The sequence below is a fragment of the Ruegeria sp. AF5 genome (genome assembly GCF_056541905.1).
Window position 1 is genome coordinate 24,379 of the sequence record NZ_JBQFYZ010000012.1, and the last position, 21,341, is coordinate 45,719.

At 59.1% G+C, this 21,341-nt stretch carries 18 protein-coding genes; 5 read left to right on the forward strand and 13 right to left on the reverse strand.

Annotation, left to right across the window (positions count from 1 at the left end; genetic code table 11):
- The first annotated feature begins 10 nt into the window (after positions 1 to 10).
- Positions 11 to 1,939, forward strand: coding sequence for a 1-deoxy-D-xylulose-5-phosphate synthase (gene dxs, locus ACR0DS_RS15430; RefSeq protein ID WP_480560128.1), 1,929 nt, complete (start codon positions 11 to 13; stop codon positions 1,937 to 1,939).
- 281 nt (positions 1,940 to 2,220) lie between these two features.
- On the opposite strand, the gene ACR0DS_RS15435 is transcribed toward dxs, so the two are convergent.
- The 4 genes from ACR0DS_RS15435 to ACR0DS_RS15450 are packed head-to-tail and all read right to left on the reverse strand — an operon-like array spanning position 2,221 to position 7,059.
- Positions 2,221 to 3,672 (reverse strand): aldehyde dehydrogenase family protein, encoded by a 1,452-nt coding sequence (locus ACR0DS_RS15435; RefSeq protein WP_480560126.1) that lies wholly within the window; start codon positions 3,670 to 3,672, stop codon positions 2,221 to 2,223.
- A 32-nt stretch (positions 3,673 to 3,704) separates the two neighbouring features.
- Entirely contained in the window at positions 3,705 to 5,303 is a 1,599-nt protein-coding gene (locus ACR0DS_RS15440) for an ABC transporter ATP-binding protein (RefSeq protein WP_480487844.1), read from the reverse strand.
- On the reverse strand, positions 5,300 to 6,115 hold the full coding sequence (locus ACR0DS_RS15445; RefSeq protein ID WP_480487846.1) for an ABC transporter permease: 816 nt from the start codon (positions 6,113 to 6,115) through the stop codon (positions 5,300 to 5,302). Before ACR0DS_RS15445 ends, ACR0DS_RS15440 begins: the two co-directional genes overlap by 4 nt.
- Complete coding sequence (locus ACR0DS_RS15450) at positions 6,112 to 7,059, reverse strand: ABC transporter permease (protein WP_480560124.1); 948 nt, start codon at positions 7,057 to 7,059, stop codon at positions 6,112 to 6,114. Before ACR0DS_RS15450 ends, ACR0DS_RS15445 begins: the two co-directional genes overlap by 4 nt.
- Positions 7,060 to 7,323: 264 nt before the next feature.
- Here ACR0DS_RS15450 and ACR0DS_RS15455 point away from each other — a divergent pair, with 264 nt between their 5' ends.
- Positions 7,324 to 8,328 carry a GlxA family transcriptional regulator gene (locus tag ACR0DS_RS15455; protein WP_480555104.1) on the forward strand — a complete coding sequence of 335 codons (1,005 nt, stop codon included), beginning with the start codon at positions 7,324 to 7,326 and terminating at the stop codon, positions 8,326 to 8,328.
- A gap of 8 nt (positions 8,329 to 8,336) precedes the next feature.
- Here the strand turns inward: ACR0DS_RS15455 and ACR0DS_RS15460 are convergent, their stop codons facing one another.
- The 6 genes from ACR0DS_RS15460 to ACR0DS_RS15485 all read right to left on the reverse strand — a co-directional run bounded on the left by ACR0DS_RS15460 (position 8,337) and on the right by ACR0DS_RS15485 (position 16,247).
- Positions 8,337 to 8,897 carry a sarcosine oxidase subunit gamma gene (locus tag ACR0DS_RS15460; protein ID WP_480560122.1) on the reverse strand — a complete coding sequence of 187 codons (561 nt, stop codon included), beginning with the start codon at positions 8,895 to 8,897 and terminating at the stop codon, positions 8,337 to 8,339.
- On the reverse strand, positions 8,890 to 11,835 hold the full coding sequence (locus ACR0DS_RS15465) for a sarcosine oxidase subunit alpha family protein (protein ID WP_480560120.1): 2,946 nt from the start codon (positions 11,833 to 11,835) through the stop codon (positions 8,890 to 8,892). The genes ACR0DS_RS15460 and ACR0DS_RS15465 overlap by 8 nt, the downstream gene beginning before the upstream one ends.
- Positions 11,832 to 12,119, reverse strand: coding sequence for a sarcosine oxidase subunit delta (locus ACR0DS_RS15470; RefSeq protein ID WP_480482731.1), 288 nt, complete (start codon positions 12,117 to 12,119; stop codon positions 11,832 to 11,834). The genes ACR0DS_RS15465 and ACR0DS_RS15470 overlap by 4 nt, the downstream gene beginning before the upstream one ends.
- Positions 12,120 to 12,132: 13 nt before the next feature.
- Positions 12,133 to 13,383, reverse strand: coding sequence for a sarcosine oxidase subunit beta family protein (locus ACR0DS_RS15475; RefSeq protein ID WP_480506552.1), 1,251 nt, complete (start codon positions 13,381 to 13,383; stop codon positions 12,133 to 12,135).
- A gap of 249 nt (positions 13,384 to 13,632) precedes the next feature.
- The gene (locus ACR0DS_RS15480) at positions 13,633 to 14,694 is read right to left on the reverse strand and encodes a ligand-gated ion channel (protein WP_480560118.1); all 1,062 of its coding nucleotides are present in this window, start codon (positions 14,692 to 14,694) and stop codon (positions 13,633 to 13,635) included.
- 65 nt (positions 14,695 to 14,759) lie between these two features.
- Positions 14,760 to 16,247: an ABC transporter substrate-binding protein gene (locus tag ACR0DS_RS15485; protein WP_209505161.1), complete on the reverse strand. Its 1,488-nt coding sequence runs from the start codon at positions 16,245 to 16,247 to the stop codon at positions 14,760 to 14,762.
- A 168-nt stretch (positions 16,248 to 16,415) separates the two neighbouring features.
- Here ACR0DS_RS15485 and panB point away from each other — a divergent pair, with 168 nt between their 5' ends.
- The 3 genes from panB to glpK all read left to right on the forward strand — a co-directional run bounded on the left by panB (position 16,416) and on the right by glpK (position 19,650).
- Complete coding sequence (gene panB / locus ACR0DS_RS15490; protein ID WP_480560116.1) at positions 16,416 to 17,255, forward strand: 3-methyl-2-oxobutanoate hydroxymethyltransferase; 840 nt, start codon at positions 16,416 to 16,418, stop codon at positions 17,253 to 17,255.
- Positions 17,252 to 18,103: a pantoate--beta-alanine ligase gene (gene panC, locus ACR0DS_RS15495; protein ID WP_480560114.1), complete on the forward strand. Its 852-nt coding sequence runs from the start codon at positions 17,252 to 17,254 to the stop codon at positions 18,101 to 18,103. The genes panB and panC overlap by 4 nt, the downstream gene beginning before the upstream one ends.
- Before the next feature lie 68 nt (positions 18,104 to 18,171).
- Complete coding sequence (glpK, locus tag ACR0DS_RS15500; protein WP_480560112.1) at positions 18,172 to 19,650, forward strand: glycerol kinase GlpK; 1,479 nt, start codon at positions 18,172 to 18,174, stop codon at positions 19,648 to 19,650.
- Here glpK and smpB read toward each other — a convergent pair.
- The 3 genes from smpB to ACR0DS_RS15515 all read right to left on the reverse strand — a co-directional run bounded on the left by smpB (position 19,647) and on the right by ACR0DS_RS15515 (position 21,338).
- On the reverse strand, positions 19,647 to 20,123 hold the full coding sequence (smpB, locus tag ACR0DS_RS15505) for an SsrA-binding protein SmpB (RefSeq protein WP_267365868.1): 477 nt from the start codon (positions 20,121 to 20,123) through the stop codon (positions 19,647 to 19,649). The genes glpK and smpB overlap by 4 nt on opposite strands.
- 58 nt (positions 20,124 to 20,181) lie before the next feature.
- On the reverse strand, positions 20,182 to 20,724 hold the full coding sequence (gene idi, locus ACR0DS_RS15510; RefSeq protein WP_209505166.1) for an isopentenyl-diphosphate Delta-isomerase: 543 nt from the start codon (positions 20,722 to 20,724) through the stop codon (positions 20,182 to 20,184).
- A gap of 200 nt (positions 20,725 to 20,924) precedes the next feature.
- Complete coding sequence (locus tag ACR0DS_RS15515) at positions 20,925 to 21,338, reverse strand: c-type cytochrome (RefSeq protein ID WP_267365869.1); 414 nt, start codon at positions 21,336 to 21,338, stop codon at positions 20,925 to 20,927.
- Between the last annotated feature and the right edge of the window lie 3 nt (positions 21,339 to 21,341).

Consider the following 21,341-nt stretch of genomic DNA (forward strand, 5'->3'; position numbering starts at 1 on the left):
AACGCGCCAAATGTCTGACCGCCCCAAAACGCCCCTGCTGGACCTTGTGAACCGCCCCGCCGATCTCAAGCGGTTCTCGGACGCGCAGTTGCATCAGGTTGCGCAGGAATTGCGGGCCGAGACGATTTCGGCGGTTTCTGTCACTGGTGGGCATCTGGGCGCGGGTCTGGGTGTTGTGGAACTGACAACCGCGCTGCACGCTGTTTTCGACACGCCGCGCGACAAGATCATCTGGGATGTGGGCCATCAGTGCTATCCGCACAAAATCCTGACCGAACGGCGCGACCGCATTCGCACGCTGCGCATGAAAGATGGCCTGAGCGGTTTCACCAAGCGCAGCGAAAGCCCCTATGACCCGTTTGGCGCCGCGCATTCCAGCACTTCGATCAGTGCTGCACTGGGTTTTGCCGTGGCGCGTGATCTGGGCGGTGTAACCCCTGAAGGGTTGGGTGACGCGATTGCCGTGATCGGTGATGGATCGATGTCCGCAGGCATGGCCTTTGAGGCGATGAACAATGCCGGTCACCTGAAGAAACGCCTGATTGTCATTCTGAATGACAATGAAATGAGCATCGCCCCCCCTGTTGGTGCCTTGTCCAGCTATCTGTCCCGAATCTACGCCGAGGCGCCATTCCACGATCTGAAAGCCGCCGCAAAGGGCGCTGTTTCACTTTTGCCCGAACCGTTCCGCGAAGGGGCCAAACGCGCCAAGGAAATGCTGAAAGGTATGGCCGTGGGCGGGACCCTGTTCGAAGAGCTCGGGTTTTCCTATCTCGGGCCTATTGATGGGCATGACCTGGATCAGCTGCTGCCGGTTCTGCGCACCGTCAAGGCGCGGGCAACCGGGCCGATCCTGATCCACGTCTTGACCAAGAAGGGCAAAGGGTACGCACCAGCCGAACAGGCCCGCGACAAAGGCCACGCGACAGCCAAATTCGATGTGGTTACGGGTGAGCAGAAAAAGGCCCCTTCAAACGCGCCTTCTTACACGTCTGTCTTTGGCAAGGCTCTGGTGGATGCCGCCGCGCGCGATGACAAGATCGTTGCGGTGACTGCCGCGATGCCAGATGGCACCGGGTTGGGCCTGTTTGCCGAACGGTACCCGTCGCGCTGTTTCGATGTGGCGATTGCCGAGCAGCACGGCGTGACCTTCTCGGCTGCGCTGGCGGCAGGCGGGATGAAGCCTTTCTGCGCCATGTATTCGACCTTTCTGCAGCGGGGGTACGACCAGGTTGTGCATGACGTTGCAATCCAGCGCTTGCCCGTTCGGTTTGCCATTGACCGCGCAGGTTTGGTGGGGGCTGACGGTGCCACCCATGCCGGGTCGTTCGATATTGCCTATTTGGCCAATCTGCCGGGCATGGTCGTCATGGCCGCCGCGGATGAGGCGGAATTGATGCACATGGTGGCAACCGCTGTTGCGCATGATGAAGGGCCGATTGCCTTCCGCTATCCGCGCGGCGAAGGTGTCGGAGTGGACTTGCCCGAACGCGGTGAGGTACTGGAGATCGGCAAAGGCCGCTTGATCCGGAAAGGCGCGCGCGTCGCACTTTTGTCTTTTGGCACGCGGCTGGCTGAAGTTCAGAAAGCAGCCGAGTCTCTGACCGCCAAAGGCATTAGCCCAACAATCGCAGACGCCCGCTTTGCCAAGCCGCTGGATCGCGACTTGATCCTGAACCTGGCTGCGGATCATGAGGCGTTGATCACCATCGAAGAAGGCGCTGTTGGCGGGTTTGGCAGCCATGTGGCACAGCTTCTGGCGGATGAGGGTGTTTTTGATCGGGGCTTGAAATACCGCTCGATGGTCTTGCCTGACATCTTCATCGATCAGGCCAGCCCCGCGGACATGTATGCCGTTGCGGGTATGAATGCCGAGCAGATCGAAGCCAGGGTGCTGGATGTTCTGGGCGTAACCTCGATTGATGAAAAGCGCGCGTAATAGCGGCGTTGAGACGCCCGCTTTTGGTTTCGACGCTTTTACAAGCAGGAGGCCGACAATCCAGAACAGAGCGGGAATGCCAAGCGCCACCCGGGTCCTTCATTGCGATTTTCTGGTCCTGACCCGAACGGTCTTTACTCCAATAGTGACTTGAGACGACAAATCACTGATACCAACCGCCCTTTGGATTGTCCGTTGCCCATTCCCTTAAAGAGATCAAGGAGATTGTTCTGGGGCGCATATGCGCGAAAGAAACGTTGATCTGACAGACCGGGGCGCTGTTACCCGTGATAGGCAGCCACTGTCTTGAGTTGCGAAAAGCCATAAAGCGCCTCAAAGCCTTTCTCGCGGCCATGGCCGGATTTGCCCACGCCTCCAAAAGGCAGTTCAACGCCGCCGCCTGCCCCATAGTTGTTGAGGAAGACTTGACCCGCGTGCAGCCCTTTTGCCAACCGCATCTGCCGCGCACCGTCACGTGTCCAGACGCTGGCGACAAGACCGTAGTCAGTGCTATTGGCTATATTTAGAGCCTGTTCTTCGGTGTCGAACGGGATCAGAACCTGGACCGGGCCGAAGATTTCATCGCGGGCGAGCGGGTGATCCGGTGGCACGTCCGCAAACAAGGTGGGCCGGACATAAGCCCCGGTTTCCGGCGCATCCATTATGATCGTCCCTTCTGCCGCAATGGTCAGATCGGCGCCTTTGTCCAGAAAGCTGTTTACGATCTGCTTTTGCCGGTCCGAGATCAGTGGTCCAACGCGAAGATCCTGCATCGCGGGTCCAACGCTGAGCTGTTCATAGGCCTCGGCCATGCGGGATTTGACCTGATCATAGACACCGCGCTGTACCAGAATGCGGGAGGAGGCCGAGCAGGTCTGTCCTGCGTTCTGAATGCCCGCATTCACCAGAAACGGCAGGGCGGCATCCAGATCGGCATCATCAAACACCAGCTGGGGGGATTTTCCGCCCAGTTCCAGCGTCACAGGCACTACATTGCGCCCCGCGGCCTGCTGCACCAGGGCCCCCGTGGCGACCGAACCAGTGAACGAGATATGGTTGACCCCCGGATGCCCGGACAGTGCGGCTCCGGCCTCGGCCCCCAGACCGGGCACAACATTCAGTGCACCTGCTGGCAGACCCGCTTGCTGTGCAAGATGGGCAAAGGCCAGCGCGGTCAGACAGGCCTCTTCCGCCGGTTTCAGAACACAGGCGTTGCCCATGGCCACCGCGGCCCCGACCGAGCGCCCGATAATCTGCATCGGATAGTTCCAGGGCACGATGTGGCCTGTCACCCCATGGGGTTCGCGCAGTGTATAGACGGTGTAGCCATCGAGATAGGGAATGGTCTCACCCATCACCTTGTCCGCTGCACCCCCGTAGAACTCACAATAGCGCGCCAGCGCGATGGCATCGGCGCGGGCCTGCGTCAGGGGCTTGCCCACATCCATCGCCTCAAGCCGCGCCAGATCGTCCACCCGTTCCAACACCAGCTGGCCCAGCCGGGTCAGGATGCGCCCACGCTCCAAGGCCGTCTTGCGCCCCCAGTCGCCCTTTAACGCAGTTCTGGCGGCGGCGACCGCCGCGTCAATATCCACACCCGAGCCGCGCGGGATCCGGCAAATCTCGGTTCCGTCTGACGGGTTGGTCAAAGGCAATGAGTCGCCCGATGCCGCAGGCGTCCAGTTTCCACCGATCAGGCACAGGGTGGGATCAAACCAGAGTGGTTGGGTCATTTTGGCCTCCGTTCAGGCTCTAACAAATGGTTTTACGCCAATAACTTCCCGATTTCAGGCAATTGGGGCGCGGCGGCGATCAGGGTTTGCGTGTAGGGATGCTGCGGGTCCGAGAATACCTGTTCGGTCTTGCCATGTTCGACAATTCGTCCGGATTGCATCACCAGAACATGATCGGTGATGGTGCGCACCACACTCAGATCGTGGCTGATGAACAGGTAAGTCAGATCATAAGCCTCGCAGAGTTCGGCAAGCAGATCGAGGATTTGGGCGCGCACCGATACGTCGAGGGCTGAAACCGCCTCATCGAACAGGATCAGTTCCGGCCGAATGATCAGAGCGCGGGCAATAGCGATCCGCTGGCGTTGCCCGCCCGAAAACTCGTGAATGTATTTGCCCGCATCATCAGGGCCGAGGCCCACTGCCGTCAGCATCTCTGCAATCCGGTCCTGGCGTTCGGACCCCTTTGGTGGCGTTTCCAACAGGTGAAAAGGTTCTGTAATCAGGCGCGCGACACGGTGGCGGGGATTGAAGCTGCCATAGGGGTCCTGAAACACGACCTGCATCTTGCGACGTACCGCAAGGTTGGGCCTGTGGCCGGTGAAAACCGGCTGACCATCCAGCATAATCTGACCAGATTGGATCTCTTCCAACCCTAAAATAGCCCGTGTTAGGGTCGATTTTCCGCAACCGGACTCGCCCACCAGCCCTAAACGCTCCCCTCGGTTGAGGGTAAAGCTGACACCATCCACCGCGCGGTGGTGGCGCGGCGCATCCAGCAGACCTTTGCGGGGAAGGCGGTAATCCCGGACGACCTGCGAAACCTCCAGAAGCGGGCGTTGCTGTGTAGGTTCAGGCAGGGTGACCTGATGACCCGAAGCTTCGAACAACATACGGGTATAGGGGTGCTGCATATCTCGAAACAGGTTTCGCGTCGCGCCACTTTCGACGACCTCGCCGTGACGCATGACGACAATCTGATCGGCCATGTCCGAGACCACAGCCAGATCATGGGTGATCATCAGCAGGCCCATATCATATTCGCGAACCAGCCCTTTCAGCAAATCAAGGATCTGCGCCTGCGTGGTGACATCCAGCGCCGTAGTCGGCTCATCCGCGATCAATAGCCTTGGGCGCAATGCGATGGCCATTGCGATGACCACACGCTGACGCTGCCCGCCCGACAGCTCATGCGGATAGCGCGACAGAGGAAACCTGTCGGGTGGCAGGCCAACCCGGGTCAAAACCTCTGCGGCGCGGGTCCGGGCCTGAGCAGGAGGCATCGCCTTGTGGATCAGGATGGTCTCCATCACCTGATCGCCGATTGTTTTCACCGGGTTGAGCGCCGTCATCGGTTCCTGAAATACCATCCCGATGGACGCGCCACGCAAGGCGCACATCTCGGCCTCGGATTCGGAAAGCAGGTCAGTGCCATCCAGTCGGATTACGCCGTCTGCCGTTGCCCCGTTTGGCAGAAGCTGCATCACAGCCAGTGCTGTCATGGATTTGCCCGAGCCGCTTTCACCTGTCACCGCCACGATCTGGCCCGGGTCGATGGACAAGTTGACCTGTTTCAGGATCGGCACCCCGTGGATCGACAGGGACAGGTTTTCGACTTGCAGCAACGTCATGCCCGCGCCACCCTGATCCTTGGGTCCAGCCAGTCGCGCAGACCATCACCCAGCAGGTTCAAACCCAATACCGTGACAATAATCGCCAAGCCCGGAATCAGAGCCAAATGCGGGGCAAAACTGACCATAGTCTGGGCGTCCGCCAGCATCCGGCCCCAACTGGGCGTCGGAGGTTGCGCGCCCAGACCGACATAGGACAGGCCCGCCTCGGCCAGTATGCCCAGCGAAAATTGGATGGTGCCCTGAACGATCAGCAAGTTGGCGACATTGGGCAGGATGTGTTCGGCTGATATCCGTGCGGCACCTTTGCCCGACACACGGGCGGCAAGGATGAACTCGCGCTCCCACAGCGACAATGCGGCCCCTCGGGTGATGCGGGCAAAGACGGGGATGTTGAAAATACCGATCGCAATGATCGCGTTGATGGCACCGGCACCGAACACAGCCGTGATCAGGATGGCGATGACCAGCGAGGGAAAGGCAAAGACCAGATCGTTGCCACGCATGATCACCTCATCCAACCACGACCCTTTGCGTGCGGCGGCTGTCAGGCCAAGGGGTACGCCCAGCGCCATGCCAATCCCCACGGCCACCAGAGCCACCGCAATCGAAGTGCGTGCACCGACCATGATCATCGAGAACATGTCGCGGCCGAAGTGATCTGTTCCAAACCAGTGTTGTGCATCGGGCGTCTGAAGTTTGTTGGGGATATCCAGCGCGGCATAGTCGTAGGGTGTCCAGACAAACGAGATCAGCGCCGCCAGCACCACCAGCGACGACAGCGCCGCGCCCAGAATCAGGTTGCGGCTCATGACCGGCTCCTCAACCGTGGGTCAACGGCTGCGTAGGCCAGATCCACCAGAAAATTCACGGTGATCACCGCAAAGACCAGCAGCATCACCACCGATTCAACCACGATCAGATCGCGGGCCGAAATGGCCTGAAACACCAACCGCCCGAGGCCCGGCAGGTAGAACACCTGTTCGATGATGATCGACCCGGCCAGCAGGAAAGAAAACTGCAAGCCGATGATCGTCAGCACCGGGATCAGCGCGTTTCGCACCCCATGCCGCCACAGAGCCTGACGACGCGACAACCCTTTGGCTCGCGCGGTGCGCATAAAATCCTCGCCCAGAATATCCAGCAGCGCGGATCGCATGACGCGGGCCAGGATCGCGGCCTGAGGAAGGGCCAACGCAATGGCGGGCAAAGTCAGCGAACGCAGCCCCGCCCAAAGGCCCTCGCCCCAGCCAACAAACCCACCGGCATTGAACCAGCGCAGGTTTATGGCGAAGATCAGCACCAGCATCATCGCGAACCAGAAATTCGGCACCGCGATACCAAGCTGTGTCGCCCCCATCACCGCCAGATCCCCGGGCTTGCCCCGACGTGCGGCGGCATAGATCCCGGCGGGAAAGGCGATCAGTGTGGACAGCGTGAGCGCATATAGCGCCAAAGGCAACGATACCCACAGCCGGTCCGCAATCATCTGCGACACCGGTGTGCGGTAGGTGTACGAGGTGCCGAAATCCCCGGCCACCATCCCCCCGACCCAGTTGAAATACCGCTGTACCCTTGATCCATCCAGACCCAGTTCAGCCCGCAGCGCGGCCAACGTATCCTCCTGCGCGTTGACACCCAGCATGAACGAGGCCGGGTCCCCCGGCGCGACCTCGATCACGGCAAAGATAACCACCGAGGCGATAGCAAGGCTGGCAAGCAATGAGATCAGTCGTTTAAGGGTATAGCGAAGCATTGAGGCCACGTTAGGGTCTCAGCCGTCACGGGTCCAGCATCTACGGCATCGCCAGACCGGCAAATGGCGCTGCGCAACCTTTGTCCCTTTCAGCCTGTCAATCCGAATGAGGCCCCTGACCCCGATTTTCGCCATGTTTGTTGCGTGTTTTTTCGATTTCGCACGTTCCGTGTTTTGCTACACTTGTTCGAACCGTTTCCGCAGGCCAGAGCGGCCAAGGACCAATTCGGGCCGAACCGAGATTTTACTGATAGTGTAGCGCTCATGCTGACAGAAAATAGAATTGAGATCGGGTTTCTGCTGTTCGACGGCTTTCCGATGGCTTGCCTGACCTCGGTCATCGAACCGCTGCGCGCCGCAAATGAGATCGCCGGGCAAGAGGCATTTCGCTGGTCTCTTATTGCGGAAAACGGGGGAAAGGTCAGCTCCAGCGCTCAAGTGCGTTTTGAGGCTGAACGCAACCTCTCAGACTGCCAGCCGATTGATATTCTGTTCCTGCTCAGCAGTCCGACCTCGGACTTCAGAAACCCGACCCAGGGGAATGGTGCGTTGCGGGCCTTGTCACGACACGGGACAATTCTGGGCGGTATCAGCGGCGGCGTTTTCCCGCTCGTGCGCTCGGGGGTCATGACCGGCCATCCGGTATCGGTGCACTGGTGTTACGAGGCTGCATTTCTGGCCGAGTTTCCCCAGATCGATGCGCGGCGCGAAGTGATCGTGTCGGATGCCACGCGGTATACTGCGGCCGGGGCGGCGGCCGCGTTTGATCTGGCCCTGCATCTGATTCAGGACCGGTTGGGCGGCGAAGTCGCACATGAGGTGGCCTGCTGGTTCCAGCATCCGATGATGCGAGGGGAGGGTGTTCAGCAACAGGTGCCCAGTGCAAGCAAACCTGCCACGGGTGAAAAGCTGCCGCCGCTTGTGGCGCGATGTGTCGACCTGTTCGCAAGCCGTATCGGCAATCCGATCTCGATCGCGGACATAGCGGATCAAACGGGCGTCACCTCCCGCCAGGTCGAGCGCGCCTTCAAACAGGCCACGGGGCAAAGCCCCAGCCATTATTTCCGGTCCATGCGGATGAAGGCGGCCCGTCAGATGGTTGTCTATACCAAGGACCCTATTGCCGACATCGCTGCAGCCATCGGATACAGCTCGGTCACGCCTTTGGTGACACACTATCGGTCCGCCTTTGGTTTAAGCCCCAGCGAGGACCGGCGACGGATCAACCGGTTTCGGGTCGAAGACAACGCCCCGCTGCCCTCAAGCTGACCTTGCCTTCAAAGCGCCGATTTCATTGCGGCCACAATCGCATGATGCAGTGACCCGGCAGACGATCTTGGCCCGTAGACACTGAACGAACCAGAAGCACGGCACAGGACGAAACATCCCAGGTGATGGATTGACGTGCGGGATGCGGCACCGACCGCCATTTTTTGGCAAGCCAGACTGCTTAGCAATTCCAGCACTGCCAACACGCCTTCTCCGTCCAGATCAAACCTGACCCATGCGTCTGTCTGTTCGGAAACCGATGCGTTGTCCCCAGTGCTTTCTTTAACCAGATGCGCCAGATCTTCATGTGTCTCAAAGTGCGCTTCGATCATCCATTGATCAGGCCCGGTCCAGAAGGCAACGATCGGCCCGCCGGTAAACTTACCAACGCCAGGCGTTTCCACCCCGATCAATTGGGATATGGCGCTCCGGGTTTTGTCTTCCCGACCCAGCCGAGCGGCGACCGAGGCCAGCGCCACACCCGGGGTTTCGGTGCAGGTCACGCTTCCGACCCTGTCGATCTTGGGTTCGGTTCCACCCAGCGCGGTTATTGCTACAAGATCATGCACGGAGCCGTTCTCCCTCGGGGTCGACGAAATGGGCCGAGACGATTTCAACCTCGACCGTCAGATCGGTCACTGGCGACACAAGGCGCATCTTTTCACCCTGACGTGTGCCGCCGTTTTTCAAAAAGCCAAGGCCGATATGGCTGTCCAGCGACGGCGAAAATGCCGCCGATGTGACATATCCCTGATCATGGGCAGCATCCACGGGACCCGTGGCATCCATCAGATGCCCTCCGGCGGTTACCTTGTCGCCAGCGTTCACAGGCTTGATGCCAACCATCATCAAAGCGTCTGGTTCGTTCAGCCCTTCACGCTCGGACAGGATTGAGCCGATGCTGTCTTTATTCTTGGATACCATCCGACCCATTCCAAGGTTCAGGGCGGTGGTGGTTCCGTTCAACTCGTTGCCTGCGGCGTGACCCTTTTCGATCCGCATGACGCCCAGCGCTTCGGTGCCGTATGGTACGACATCGAACTCTTCGCCTTCCTGCATCAAACGTCGCATCAGCGCGTCGCCGTATCGCGATGGAACCGCGATTTCAAAGGCCAATTCGCCCGAGAAGGAAATCCGGAACAACCGCGCCCGCAACCCGCCGCATACGGTGATGTTGCCGCAAGCCATGAACGGGAAGCCTTCGTTCGAGATGTCGAACTCGGGATCCACGATCTTTTGCAGAAGTTTGCGCGAATTGGGCCCGGCTACCGCGTATTGTGCCCAGGCTTCGGTGGTCGAGATCAGCTGCACATCCATGTCCGGGAACAGGCATTGCCGGACAAATTCCATATGCTGGTAGACCTTGACCGCATTGGCGGTTGTGGTGGTGACTACGAAATGATCTTCGGCCAGACGCGCGGCGGTACCGTCATCCATCGCAATTCCGTCTTCGCGCAACATCAGCCCATAGCGGGTTTTGCCGACGGCCAGTTTAGCAAATCCGTTGCAATAGACCCTGTTCAGGAAATCCGCCGCATCCGCACCCTGAACATCAATCTTTCCAAGCGTGGTGCAGTCGCACACCCCGACCGAGGCACGGGTCTGGCGCACCTCACGGTCCACGGATTCCCGCCAATGGGTTTCACCGGGCAGCGGGAACCACTGTGCGCGCAGCCAATTGCCGACCTCGACAAACACCGCGCCGCGTTCCTTGGCCCAGTAATGTGACGGGGTCAGGCGGGTTGGATGAAACTCTTTGCCTTTCATCCGGCCAGCAAAGGTTGCAATCGGAACGGGCGTATAGGGCGGGCGGAAGATCGTTGTGCCGGTTTCCGGAATGGACTTACCTGCAAGTTCGGCCATGATCGCAAGCCCGCCCATGTTCGAGGTCTTGCCCTGATCGGTGGCCATGCCCAAGGTGGTATAGCGTTTCAAGTGCTCGACCGAACGGAACCCTTCCTGATGGCTGAGCTTCACATCCTTGACGGTCACGTCGTTCTGCTGATCCAGCCACGCGCGGCTGCAACCCTGAACATACCAGAACGGTGTCTGCGAGATCGGGATATCCTCGGCCTTAGGCAGATCGGACAGCGGGCCTTTCAGGCCCAGCGCCTGCGCCGCACCTTCTGCCCCGGATTGCAGGGCACCATGGGTGGACATCACACCATTCGCCGCCCCTGCGACGGACAGCTTAGGCGGCAAGTCCGCGCCGGGCACGAAAGCCGCCAGATCGTCGTTCCAGGCGGGACGCCCCCGTTGGTGGCAGGTCAAATGCACGTTGGGGTTCCAGCCACCCGAAACGCCAAGCGCCCCGCAGTCCAGCGTGCGCGACGACCCGTCTGCCAGCTCAACCTCGACAAAGGTCAGCCCCAGTCGGCCTTTGGTGTCCCTGACCTGCGCGCCGCGCAGAACTTCATAGTCATGGCTGGTCGGGGCGTCGTCACGAACGTCGACGACGGCAGCAATCCTGATACCTTTTGCGTGCAGATCCGCAGCTGTGCGGTGGCCGTCATCGTTGTTCGTAAAGATGGCGACACGTTGCGCCGCCGTGGTTGCAAACCGATTGGCATAGGTGCGCAACGCACTTGCCAGCATGATGCCGGGTCTGTCGTTGTTTTCAAACGCGATGGGCCGCTCGGTCGCGCCAGCGCACAATAGGGCGCGTTTGGCGTAGATGCGCCAGAGTATCTGGCGCGGTTTACCGGAAGGCAGAGAAGCAAGATGATCGCCCGTCCGCTCAACTGCGCCATAAATGCCGTGATCAAAGGCACCGATCACGGTCGTGCGCGGCATCAGGCGGACGTTGGGCATTGCTGACAGTTCAGCGACACTCTGCTTAATCCAATCGGTCGCATCGCCGTCGTTCAGCGAAAAGGTTTCACTGTTGAGCCGCCCACCAAGTGCGAAATCCTCATCCGCAAGAATGACCTCGGAACCGGCCCGGCCCGCAGTCAGTGCCGCCATCAATCCGGCTGGACCCGCGCCGATAATCAGCAGATCGCAATGCCGGAACCCCTTGTCATACTCATCGGGATCTTCCTGCATCGACAATGACCCAAGACCGGCCGCGCGGCGGATCATCGGCTCGTACAGCTTTTCCCAGAACGCGGCAGGCCACATGAAGGTTTTGTAGTAGAACCCCGCCGTCAGAAAGGTCGAGAATCTGTCGTTGATTGCCAGAGCATCGAATTTCAGGCTGGGCCAGCGGTTTTGGGAATGGGCTTCAAGCCCCTCGAACATCTCAACGGTCGTGGCACGGGTGTTGGGTTCCTGACGGTTGCCGGTGCGCAGCTCGACAAGGGCGTTGGGTTCTTCCGAACCGGCAGTCAGCACGCCACGCGGGCGATGGTATTTGAACGACCGGCCCATCAGGCGCACGCCATTGGCCAGAAGGGCCGAGGCCAGCGTATCGCCCGGATGCGCAGTGTAACTGCGGTTGTCGAATTTGAAGTTCAGGGTTTTGGTGCGGTCGATCTGACCGCCGCTCAGCCTGTTGTCTTGAGTCATTTGGAGCGCCCCTGTGCCCGGGCCACGTCACGGGCCAGTTCCACTTTGGAAATCTCATGTGTCGCGGTATTGCGGGTCACGACCAACCAGGAACGGTCGCCCCCCTCGTGGAACCACAACTCGCGGTGTTCGCCAGCTGGATTGTCGCGCAGATAGGCGTAGTCATAAAACGCTTCGGCCGCGTTTTCGGCCTGCCAGTCGGGCCTGTTGATCAGCGAAGCGTCTCCCAGATAGACGAATTCGGAACTGTCACGCGGGCCCAGCAAGGGATGATGGATGATCATGGTGCTGCTCCCCTCAGTGCAGGTTGGGCTGGTTGCCCATACCTTTTTCGTCGATCATGCGACCAGTGCGGAACCGGTCGAACCGGTAGGCGGTTGCGGTCGGGTGCGGTTCATCCTTTGCCAGCAGATGCGCAAAGCAATACCCCGACGCCGGAGTTGCCTTGAACCCGCCGTAACACCAGCCGCCATTGAAATAGAGGCCATCGATGCTGGTCCGGTCGATGATGGGCGATCCATCCATGGACATATCCATGATCCCGCCCCACATCCGCAGCAGGCGCGCGCGACCGATCATCGGCATCAGGGCCATGCCGCCCTCGCAGACATCTTCGACCACGGGCAGGTTGCCGCGTTGTGCGTACGAATTGTACCCGTCGATATCGCCACCAAAGACCAGCCCGCCCTTGTCGGATTGACTGACATAGAAATGCCCCGCGCCAAAGGTGATGACCCCAGGCAGAACCGGCTTCAGACCTTCTGAAACGAAGGCTTGCAGGACATGGCTTTCGATTGGCAACCGCATACCCGCCATGCCCATGACACGCCCTGAATTTCCGGCCACGGCACAGCCAACCTTGCCTGCGCCAATGAACCCTTTCGAGGTTTCAACGCCCAGACATCTTCCGTTTTCGATCCGGAAACCGGTCACTTCGCAGTTTTGGATGATATCGACACCGTGGCTGTCCGCCGACCGGGCATATCCCCAGGCCACCGCGTCGTGCCGAACCGTGCCGCCGCGCCGCTGGGCCAGCCCGCCCTTGATCGGGAACCGGGCATCGTTGAAGTTCAGGAATGGGTATTCCTTGCGCACCTGTTCGGCATCCAGCAGCTCGGCATCCGCGCCGTTCAGGATCATGGCGTTGCCACGTCGCGTAAAGGCGTCGCGCTGGGCGTCTGTGTGGATCAGGTTGATGATCCCGCGCTGGCTGACCATCGCGTTATAGTTTACGTCCTGCTCAAGACCTTCCCACAGTTTCAGCGAGAACTCGTAGAAAGGTTCGTTGCCGTCCAGCAAATAATTCGAGCGGATAATGGTTGTATTGCGCCCGACATTGCCGCCACCGATCCAGCCTTTTTCAATCACCGCCACATTGCGGAGGCCAAATACCTTTGACAGGTAATGCGCCGTTGAAAGGCCATGACCGCCACCGCCGATGATCACAATGTCGTAATGTGGCTTGGGCTCCGGCTCGCGCCAGGCCGGTGTCCACCCTTTGTGCCCGGTAAGAGCCTCTTTGATGACTTTGAAACCAGAGTATCGCATGAATCGGACCTTTTTTTTCAGAATCCGCGAAAAAACCGAATTTGGATACTCTAGAATCCGACATCTGTTGTGTTGAATCAGACACCACGACAATCAGCAGTGCATGCTTAATCTTGCGATTTTTTGTTACTGTTGCTTTCAGCGCGCGGTGTCCGCCACGCCGTCCTGCTGCGCCGACAAGGGTCAGAACAGCCGGTAGCCAAAGCTATACACGCGATTTCAGAACCACATAGTTGTGGGGTTCAGCGCCTAAGACGTCATCAGAAAGACAACGACGGCATAGCCGATGATGGCGGCATATCCCAACGGGTAAATCCATTTGATCGCGTAATTGTCGAGCTTTCTAGCCGTCTCTTCCCGACCGGAAACTTTCAATTTACGCAACATCACGCTGAAGACGATAATCGTTCCTGTCATCAGGAACATGCATTGCAGAATGAAGTCCAGAAACGTCAGATAGCCAAGCTTGGGCAAGTCAGCGGAAATGGCCCAGTTGAAGGCCACAAAGACTAACAGGTTGCCGCCTGCGATCTCGATCCGTTTTCGGTATTCATCCAGAAAGAAAAGCGCCCATCCTACCGTGATCAGCACCAGCATCGGCAGGAATATGCGGATGGTGTAATATGTCAGGTGCCGGGTGCCTTCGAAGACAAGTTCGACCCGGTCGCTTTCGTTTCCTGACAAACCGGTCGTCGTTGACGTCAGAGCCCTGGCATTGCCAAGTATCCATTCCTCTTCGCCCAGCATATCACCCAGGCCGGAGTATTCATCAAGCGAGTGATAGTGAACGAATTGCGAAGGAAACACCGATACGACCTCGAAGTGAAATTCCTGCGTATCGAACGGGTATTTGCGAAAGTTGAAATGCGGAGCCTGCAAGGTCAGCGAGGATTTTTCGACAAAAGTCACATGACCATCATGACGCACGGCAACTGCGGATTCATGAATCCATCGATTGGACTGTTGGTTATGGATAACAAAAGCCGGGGTTACCACATCCAGCTCAGCGGCGTATTTCACGAAAGCGGGCGGTTCAAAAACCCGAAATTCACGACCAAGGCTTTCCGCATCAAACGCCAGCTCCGGGTCTGTCCATTCGAACCGCAGTACAACCACGGCACCATAGTTTTCGGATTGCTGATCGACACCGGTAATCTGGTCGATCTTGATACCAACCCCGACTTTCAGCGGGTTGTCCGGGGTTCCCACCAGCGTATCCTGCTGCCCTTGGAACAAGCCCTGCGCAAAAACAGCGCCTGGAAGGACAGACGCGAAAAGCAAAAGAACGAAACCTGCAAACAAGCTTTTCATGATCGTTAGAAACGCATTTCGCAATGGTGAAACTGGGCCCGATAAGCAGGCCCAGCAAACTGATGTCATTCAGACCAGGAAATGGCGGTCAGGTCGATTGCCGCAGTCGGTGCGTTCTCCCACAGGCCCTGAACACCGGCCTTGGCGACGCCTAGCTTGGCCAGCTGGAACAGGTACCCATTGACATAATCGTTCGAGATGAGGCGCTGTGCCTCACCCAGAAGACGGGTCCTTTCCTCGGGGTCGGTGGTGGTGTTCAGCGTCTCCATCAGCGTCTGAAAGTCGATGCTGTCATACTGGAAGTAATAGTCGGGCCGCGCATAGATGCCGATATCCATCGGTTCGGTATGGCTGACGATGGTCAGACCAAATTCCTTGCCCTTGAACACCGATTCCAGCCACTGGGCCCATTCGACGTTGATGATCTCGGCCGTGATGCCGACCTCGGCCAGCTGTGCGGCGATGATTTCACCGCCCCGGCGCGCATAAGATGGCGGTGGCAAGTGCAGAGTTGTCTCGAACCCGTTTTCAAATCCCGCCTCTGCCAGCAAAGCCCTGGCCTTTTCGGGATCATACGCGGACTGGCCCGTCAGATCGACATAAGCGGGGTTGTGTGGCGCAAAATGCGTGCCGATAGGGGTGCCGTACCCGAACATGGCGCCGTCGATGATGGCCTGCCGGTCAATCGCATGGGCCAACGCCTGCCGGACCCGAATATCATCGAATGGCGGCTGTTTGTTGTTGGTGGACAGGATCGTTTCCCCCTCGGTCGATCCAACCAGAACCTGAAACCGCGGGTCAGCCTCGAACTGGGGCAGGTTTTCCGGTGCCGGGAAGTTGTCGAACACGTCCACGTCTTCGGCCATCATGGCCGCGAAAGCGGCGGTCGGGTCTGAGATGAATTTGAACGTCGCAGTCTCTAAAGCGGGTTGATCGCCCCAATAATTGGGGTTGCGGTTCAGTGTTATGCTGTCGCCCTGAACCCAGTCGCCAAAGGTAAATGCACCTGTACCAACCGGGTTTGTCTTGATGTTCTCGATGCTTTCGGGCGCGACGATCACCGCGTCACCCCAGGCAAGGTTGAACAGGAAGTTGCCGTTCGGATCGGCCAGGGTGATCCTGACCGTCAGTGGATCCACGGCCTCGACGCTTTCGATCCCTGCAAACAGAGCTTTCTGCGCGTTGGCGCTGTCCTCGGCCGTGGCCCGGTCAAGGCTGAATTTGACATCCTCGGCATCCATAGTCGTGCCGTCATGGAAGGTCACGCCGTCGCGCAGTTTGAAGGTATAAGTTTTGCCGTCTTCGGAAATCTCCCAGCTTTCCGCAAGGCCGGGCACGACCGAGCCGTCGCCCATGAAACGGGTCAGACCTTCGAAGATGTTGGTGTAGACAACCGAATCGATGGCCTGAGCTGCGGCGCTGGTCGGATCCAGATGCGGGGGTTCCAACTGCATGGCGATGGTGATGTCGGATTTGGCCAAAACCTGCGTCGCCAACAGGCTGGCGCCAATCGCCACGGTCGACGCGAATGTTCGAAGCACGTGTTTTGTCATGTGAACTCTCCCAACTGAAAATCTGCGCCCATGTTTTCCGGGCCGTTTTATCGGCAGTGTTCCTTTAAACCTGAGGTCAATCAAGGGAATGTTCGCGCAACCGGGGTTTCTTTGGCCCCGGCCGATCTGCTATGCCGCACTGCAACATAAGCCCTGCAGGAGCCAACCATGAGCGCCACCGCCCGCAAAAAGGCCCCGAACGCCGAAGATATTCGCGCCCGAAAAGGCGGCGTGCCTCTGGTCTCGCTGACCGCATACACAACGCCTATGGCGCGCCTGATGGACACGCATTGTGACTTTGTTCTTGTGGGGGACAGCGTCGGGATGGTTTTGCACGGGCTGGAATCCACCCTTGGTGTCACGATGGAGATGATGATCCTGCACGGTCAGGCCGTCGCACGCGGGTTGAGCACGGCGATGATGGTCATCGACATGCCGTTTGGCAGCTATGAGGAAAGCCCGGCACAAGCGTTTCGCAACGCGGCGCGGCTGATGGCGGAAACCGGTGCGGGGGCAGTCAAGCTGGAAGGCGGTGCCGAGATGGCCGAAACCATCCGCTTTCTGGTCAAGCGCGGCATCCCGGTGATGGCGCATATCGGTCTGACCCCGCAATCGATCAACACGCTGGGCGGCTACAAGGTGCAGGGGCGTGACGAACAGGCCGAAACCGTCATGGCAGATGCCCGCGCCGTGGCCGAGGCCGGTGCGTTTTCCGTGGTGCTTGAGAAAGTGCCGCAAGGTCTGGCCGACACGATCACCGAACAGGTTGCCATCCCCACCATCGGAATCGGAGCGTCCGCCGGTTGTGACGGGCAAATTCTGGTCGTCGATGACATGGTCGGTTTTTTCACCGCCTTCAAACCCAAATTCGTCAAACGCTATGCCGAGCTTGGCCCGTTGGCTGAAGCCGCTATCGCAGATTACGCGGCCGAAGTGCGTGCGCGAACATTTCCGGCAGCCGAACATGTGTTTGCTGATCAGGCTCCGGCGAAAGGACCAAAGACGTGACCGCGCCGATCCTGCGCTCGCTGGCGGAACTGCGAACCAAGACGACAGAATGGCACCGCGCAGGTGACGTTATCGGCGTTGTTCCGACCATGGGCGCATTGCACGAAGGGCATTTGTCGCTGGCGAAGGCCGCCGAGGAGAACTGTGACCGGGTGATCGTGACGATCTTTGTGAACCCCAAGCAGTTCAACAACCCCGAAGACCTGGCGAACTATCCCCGCACGGAACATGAAGACGCCCAAAAGCTGGCCCCTTATGGCGTGGATGCGATCTATGTGCCGGACCCTCAGGAAATCTATCCCGACGGCTTTTCCACCACGGTATCCGTGACCGGTTTGACCGACATGATGGAAGGCCCGTTTCGCCCCGGCCATTTCGAAGGCGTGGCCACTGTAGTGGCCAAACTGTTCCTGCAAACGCAGGCGGACCGAGCCTACTTCGGGGAAAAAGACTATCAGCAACTGCTGGTGGTGCGCCGCATGGCCCGCGATCTGGACATTCCCATCGAGGTTGTCGGCTGCCCAACCGTGCGCGAGCCTTCTGGGCTGGCAATGTCGTCGCGCAATCTGCTTTTGTCGCCTGAGGGTGTAAAGGTCGCGTCCCGCATGAACGAGATCATGCGGCGGGTGGCAGATAAGCTTGCCGCTGGCAAGGATTTCGCGGCGCTGGCGCAAGACGCAAAAGCCGCATTGCTGGACGCTGGTTTTACCGAAGTGGAATATATCGATCTGCGCTGCGCCGAGACGCTGGAAAGCCTGCCCAATGCCAGCAAACCCGCGCGCTTGTTCGTTACGGCCTGGGCCGATGGCGTCCGCCTGATCGACAATATTCCCGTCGATCCGGTCTGATTTCTGCTCTGGCCCCGGCGCCGTTGTTTGCGCTAAAGTCGCGCAAAATGACACCGGGGAGAGCGGACATGACCTTTATTCTGGCAATTGATCAGGGCACCACGTCCTCGCGCGCGATCCTGTTCGACGGGCAGATGAACCGTGTTGGCACCGCTCAGCAGGAGTTCCCCCAGCATTTCCCGCAAGAAGGTTGGGTTGAACACGACCCCGAGGATATCTGGTCCAGCGTCATGCATGTGTGTCGCGAGGTGATGGAAAGCGCAGGTGTTTCGGCTGACCAGATCACGGGTATTGGTATCACCAACCAGCGTGAAACCACCGTGGTCTGGGACAAGCAGACCGGCAAGGCCATCCATAACGCGATTGTCTGGCAGGACCGCCGCACCGCCGAAATCTGCGCCCGATACAAGCAAGCCGGGTGTGAAGATGACGTCACCGCCCAGACCGGCCTGCTGCTGGACCCTTATTTCTCGGGCACCAAGGTCAAATGGCTGCTGGACACCGTTTCAGGCGCACGCGCTCGGGCAGAGGCCGGAGAGTTGCTGTTCGGCACCATCGACAGTTTCCTGATCTGGCGTCTGACCGAAGGTCGTGTCCATGCCACTGACGCCACCAACGCCGCCCGCACCCTGCTGTTCGACATTCACAAAGGCGCCTGGAGCGCTGAGATTTGCGAATTGCTGGATGTACCCGTTCAAATGTTGCCGAATGTGCAGGATTGCGCCTCGGATTTCGGCGCAACCACCTTGCTTGGCGGGAACATCCCCATTCTGGGTGTGGCAGGCGATCAGCAGGCAGCCACCATCGGTCAGGCCTGTTTCCAGCCCGGTATGATGAAATCAACCTATGGCACGGGCTGTTTCGCGCTGCTGAACACGGGTGCGCAGCCAGTTGAATCGAAAAACCGCCTGCTGACAACAATCGCTTACCAATTGGACGGTCAGCGCACCTATGCGCTGGAAGGGTCGATCTTTATCGCCGGGGCCGCCGTGCAATGGCTGCGCGACGCGTTGCAGATCATCGATTCGGCCCCGCAAAGCGGCGATCTGGCGGCGCAGGCCGACCCGAACCAGCATGTGATTCTGGTGCCGGCGTTCACGGGCCTTGGGGCTCCTTACTGGAAGCCGGATTGCCGCGGTGCGATGTTCGGGCTGACACGCAATTCCGGCCGGGCCGAGATTGCCCGCGCCACGCTGGAAAGCATCGCCTTTCAGACCCGCGACCTGTGGCACGCCATGCAGGGCGACTGGGGGGCCGAGGCGGATGTCATCCTGCGCGTCGACGGTGGGATGAGTGCATCTGACTGGACCATGCAGGGTCTTTCAGATTGTCTGGGTGCCCCGGTGGATCGCCCGGTTATGCAGGAAACGACTGCCCTTGGCGCCGCATGGCTGGCAGGTATGAAAGCCGGGATTTACCCGGATCAGGCCGGTTTTGCCGAAACATGGGCGCTGGACCGCCGGTTCGAGCCAACGCAAGAGCAAGCCGAACGCGACGCGGCCTATGATCGCTGGCAACGGGCGGTTCAGGCGGCGATGGCGTTCTAGCTGTGATCTTTCAACAAGCGCTGCTTTTGCCGTGACCAGTCGCGCTTGGCCTGGGTTTCGCGCTTGTCGTGGGTTTTCTTACCCTTGGCGATGCCGATTTTGACCTTGGCCAGTCCTCTGTGGTTGAAATACAGAACCAGCGGCACCAGCGTCATGCCCTTGCGCTGCGTCGCGTTCCACAGGTTCGACATCTGCTTGCGGGACACCAGCAGTTTCCGGCGGCGACGTTCTTCATGCTTGAACATCTTGGCCTGCTCATACGGCGCGATATAGCTGTTGACCAGCCACAGTTCTCCGTCATCGACCGTGGCATAGCTTTCGGCGATGTTCGAGCCGCCCGCGCGCAGGGATTTGACCTCGGACCCCTGCAGGATGATGCCACATTCAATGTCCTCTTCGATTGCGTAATCGAAGCGGGCGCGCCGGTTTTCGGCGATTACCTTGTAATTCGGGTCTGTCTTCTGCTTGGCCATGACGCGTTGATTTAGGCGGCTTGAGCCGCCCTTGCAAGGCAGGGATTTTCGGAGTGCCTCAGGATTTAGCTGAAATGATCAGGTCCGGGCCGAAAATCGTGTCCGCATGGTTGTGCAGGTAGATCTTGAGCCACGGTGTAAACCGATCCGGGTGACGGGCCACTTCGGCCAACAGGTCATGGTAGTCGATCCAGCGGATATCCATGACTTCGTCCGGATCAGGCGCGATTTTCAGCGGTCCGCGCACATGGGCCAGAAAAACGTCAACCACTTCGTTTTCCACCATGCCGTTCCCAACATCGGCGTGGTATTCCAAACGGTGACGGTATTCAGGATAAAGACCTGTGATCCCCAGTTCTTCGTTCAAACGGCGCACGGCGCAGGTTGACGAGCTTTCGTCCCAGTCGGGGTGTGTACAGCAAGTGTTCGCCCACAGGCCGGGCGTGTGGTACTTGCCCAGCGCCCGACGCTGCAACAAAATCTCGGTGCCCCTAACGACAAACACCGACACGGCCTTGTGCTTGAGGCCCTTTTCGTGAGCTTCAAGTTTGTCTACCGGAGTCAATTCACCATTGACCCAAGCCGGGATCATAATGCCCATCTGTCCTCTCCTGTTGCCAATCCGCCTGACGGGCGCTGATGTTGGGTTTAGCTGTTGCCGGGTCGGCTTGGCGTTGCGGCACACTCTGCGGTTTGCCGTCAGATACCAAAGTGGCGCTGTTCTACACTGGTATCAATCGCACCAAAGGCCGCAGGGGCTGCGGCCTTTGGTCCTTGTGCATGGGTGCACAATATTAGCGTTTATTCGCCTGATACACTGACGATATAGGCGTAGACGTCTTCACCGCCGCTTTTCAACTTGAAGGTCATTTTCGACTTGGCAGCGGTGTCGTCCAGATACGATTTCAGGAAGCCCTTAGGGTCCTGCGTGTATTCCGCAAAGGAGGCCTCATCCCAGACCAAACCCTTCTCACCGGCTGCGACGATGCTGTCGCCATACTTGAAGTCTTCGTAGGTTCCGGCAGTGCGGCCGGCGACACCAAAGAGGTTGGGGCCGGTTTTTCCGCCTTTGACAATGACTTCTCCGGCCGGGTCAGCGATCATGTGGCAGGACTTGCATTTGTTGAAAGCTTTCTCACCGGCTTCGGCATCGCCTTCGGCATAGGCGGGCAGCGCCAGCAGGCCAGCGATTGCGATAGTGAGGATACGATTCATAGC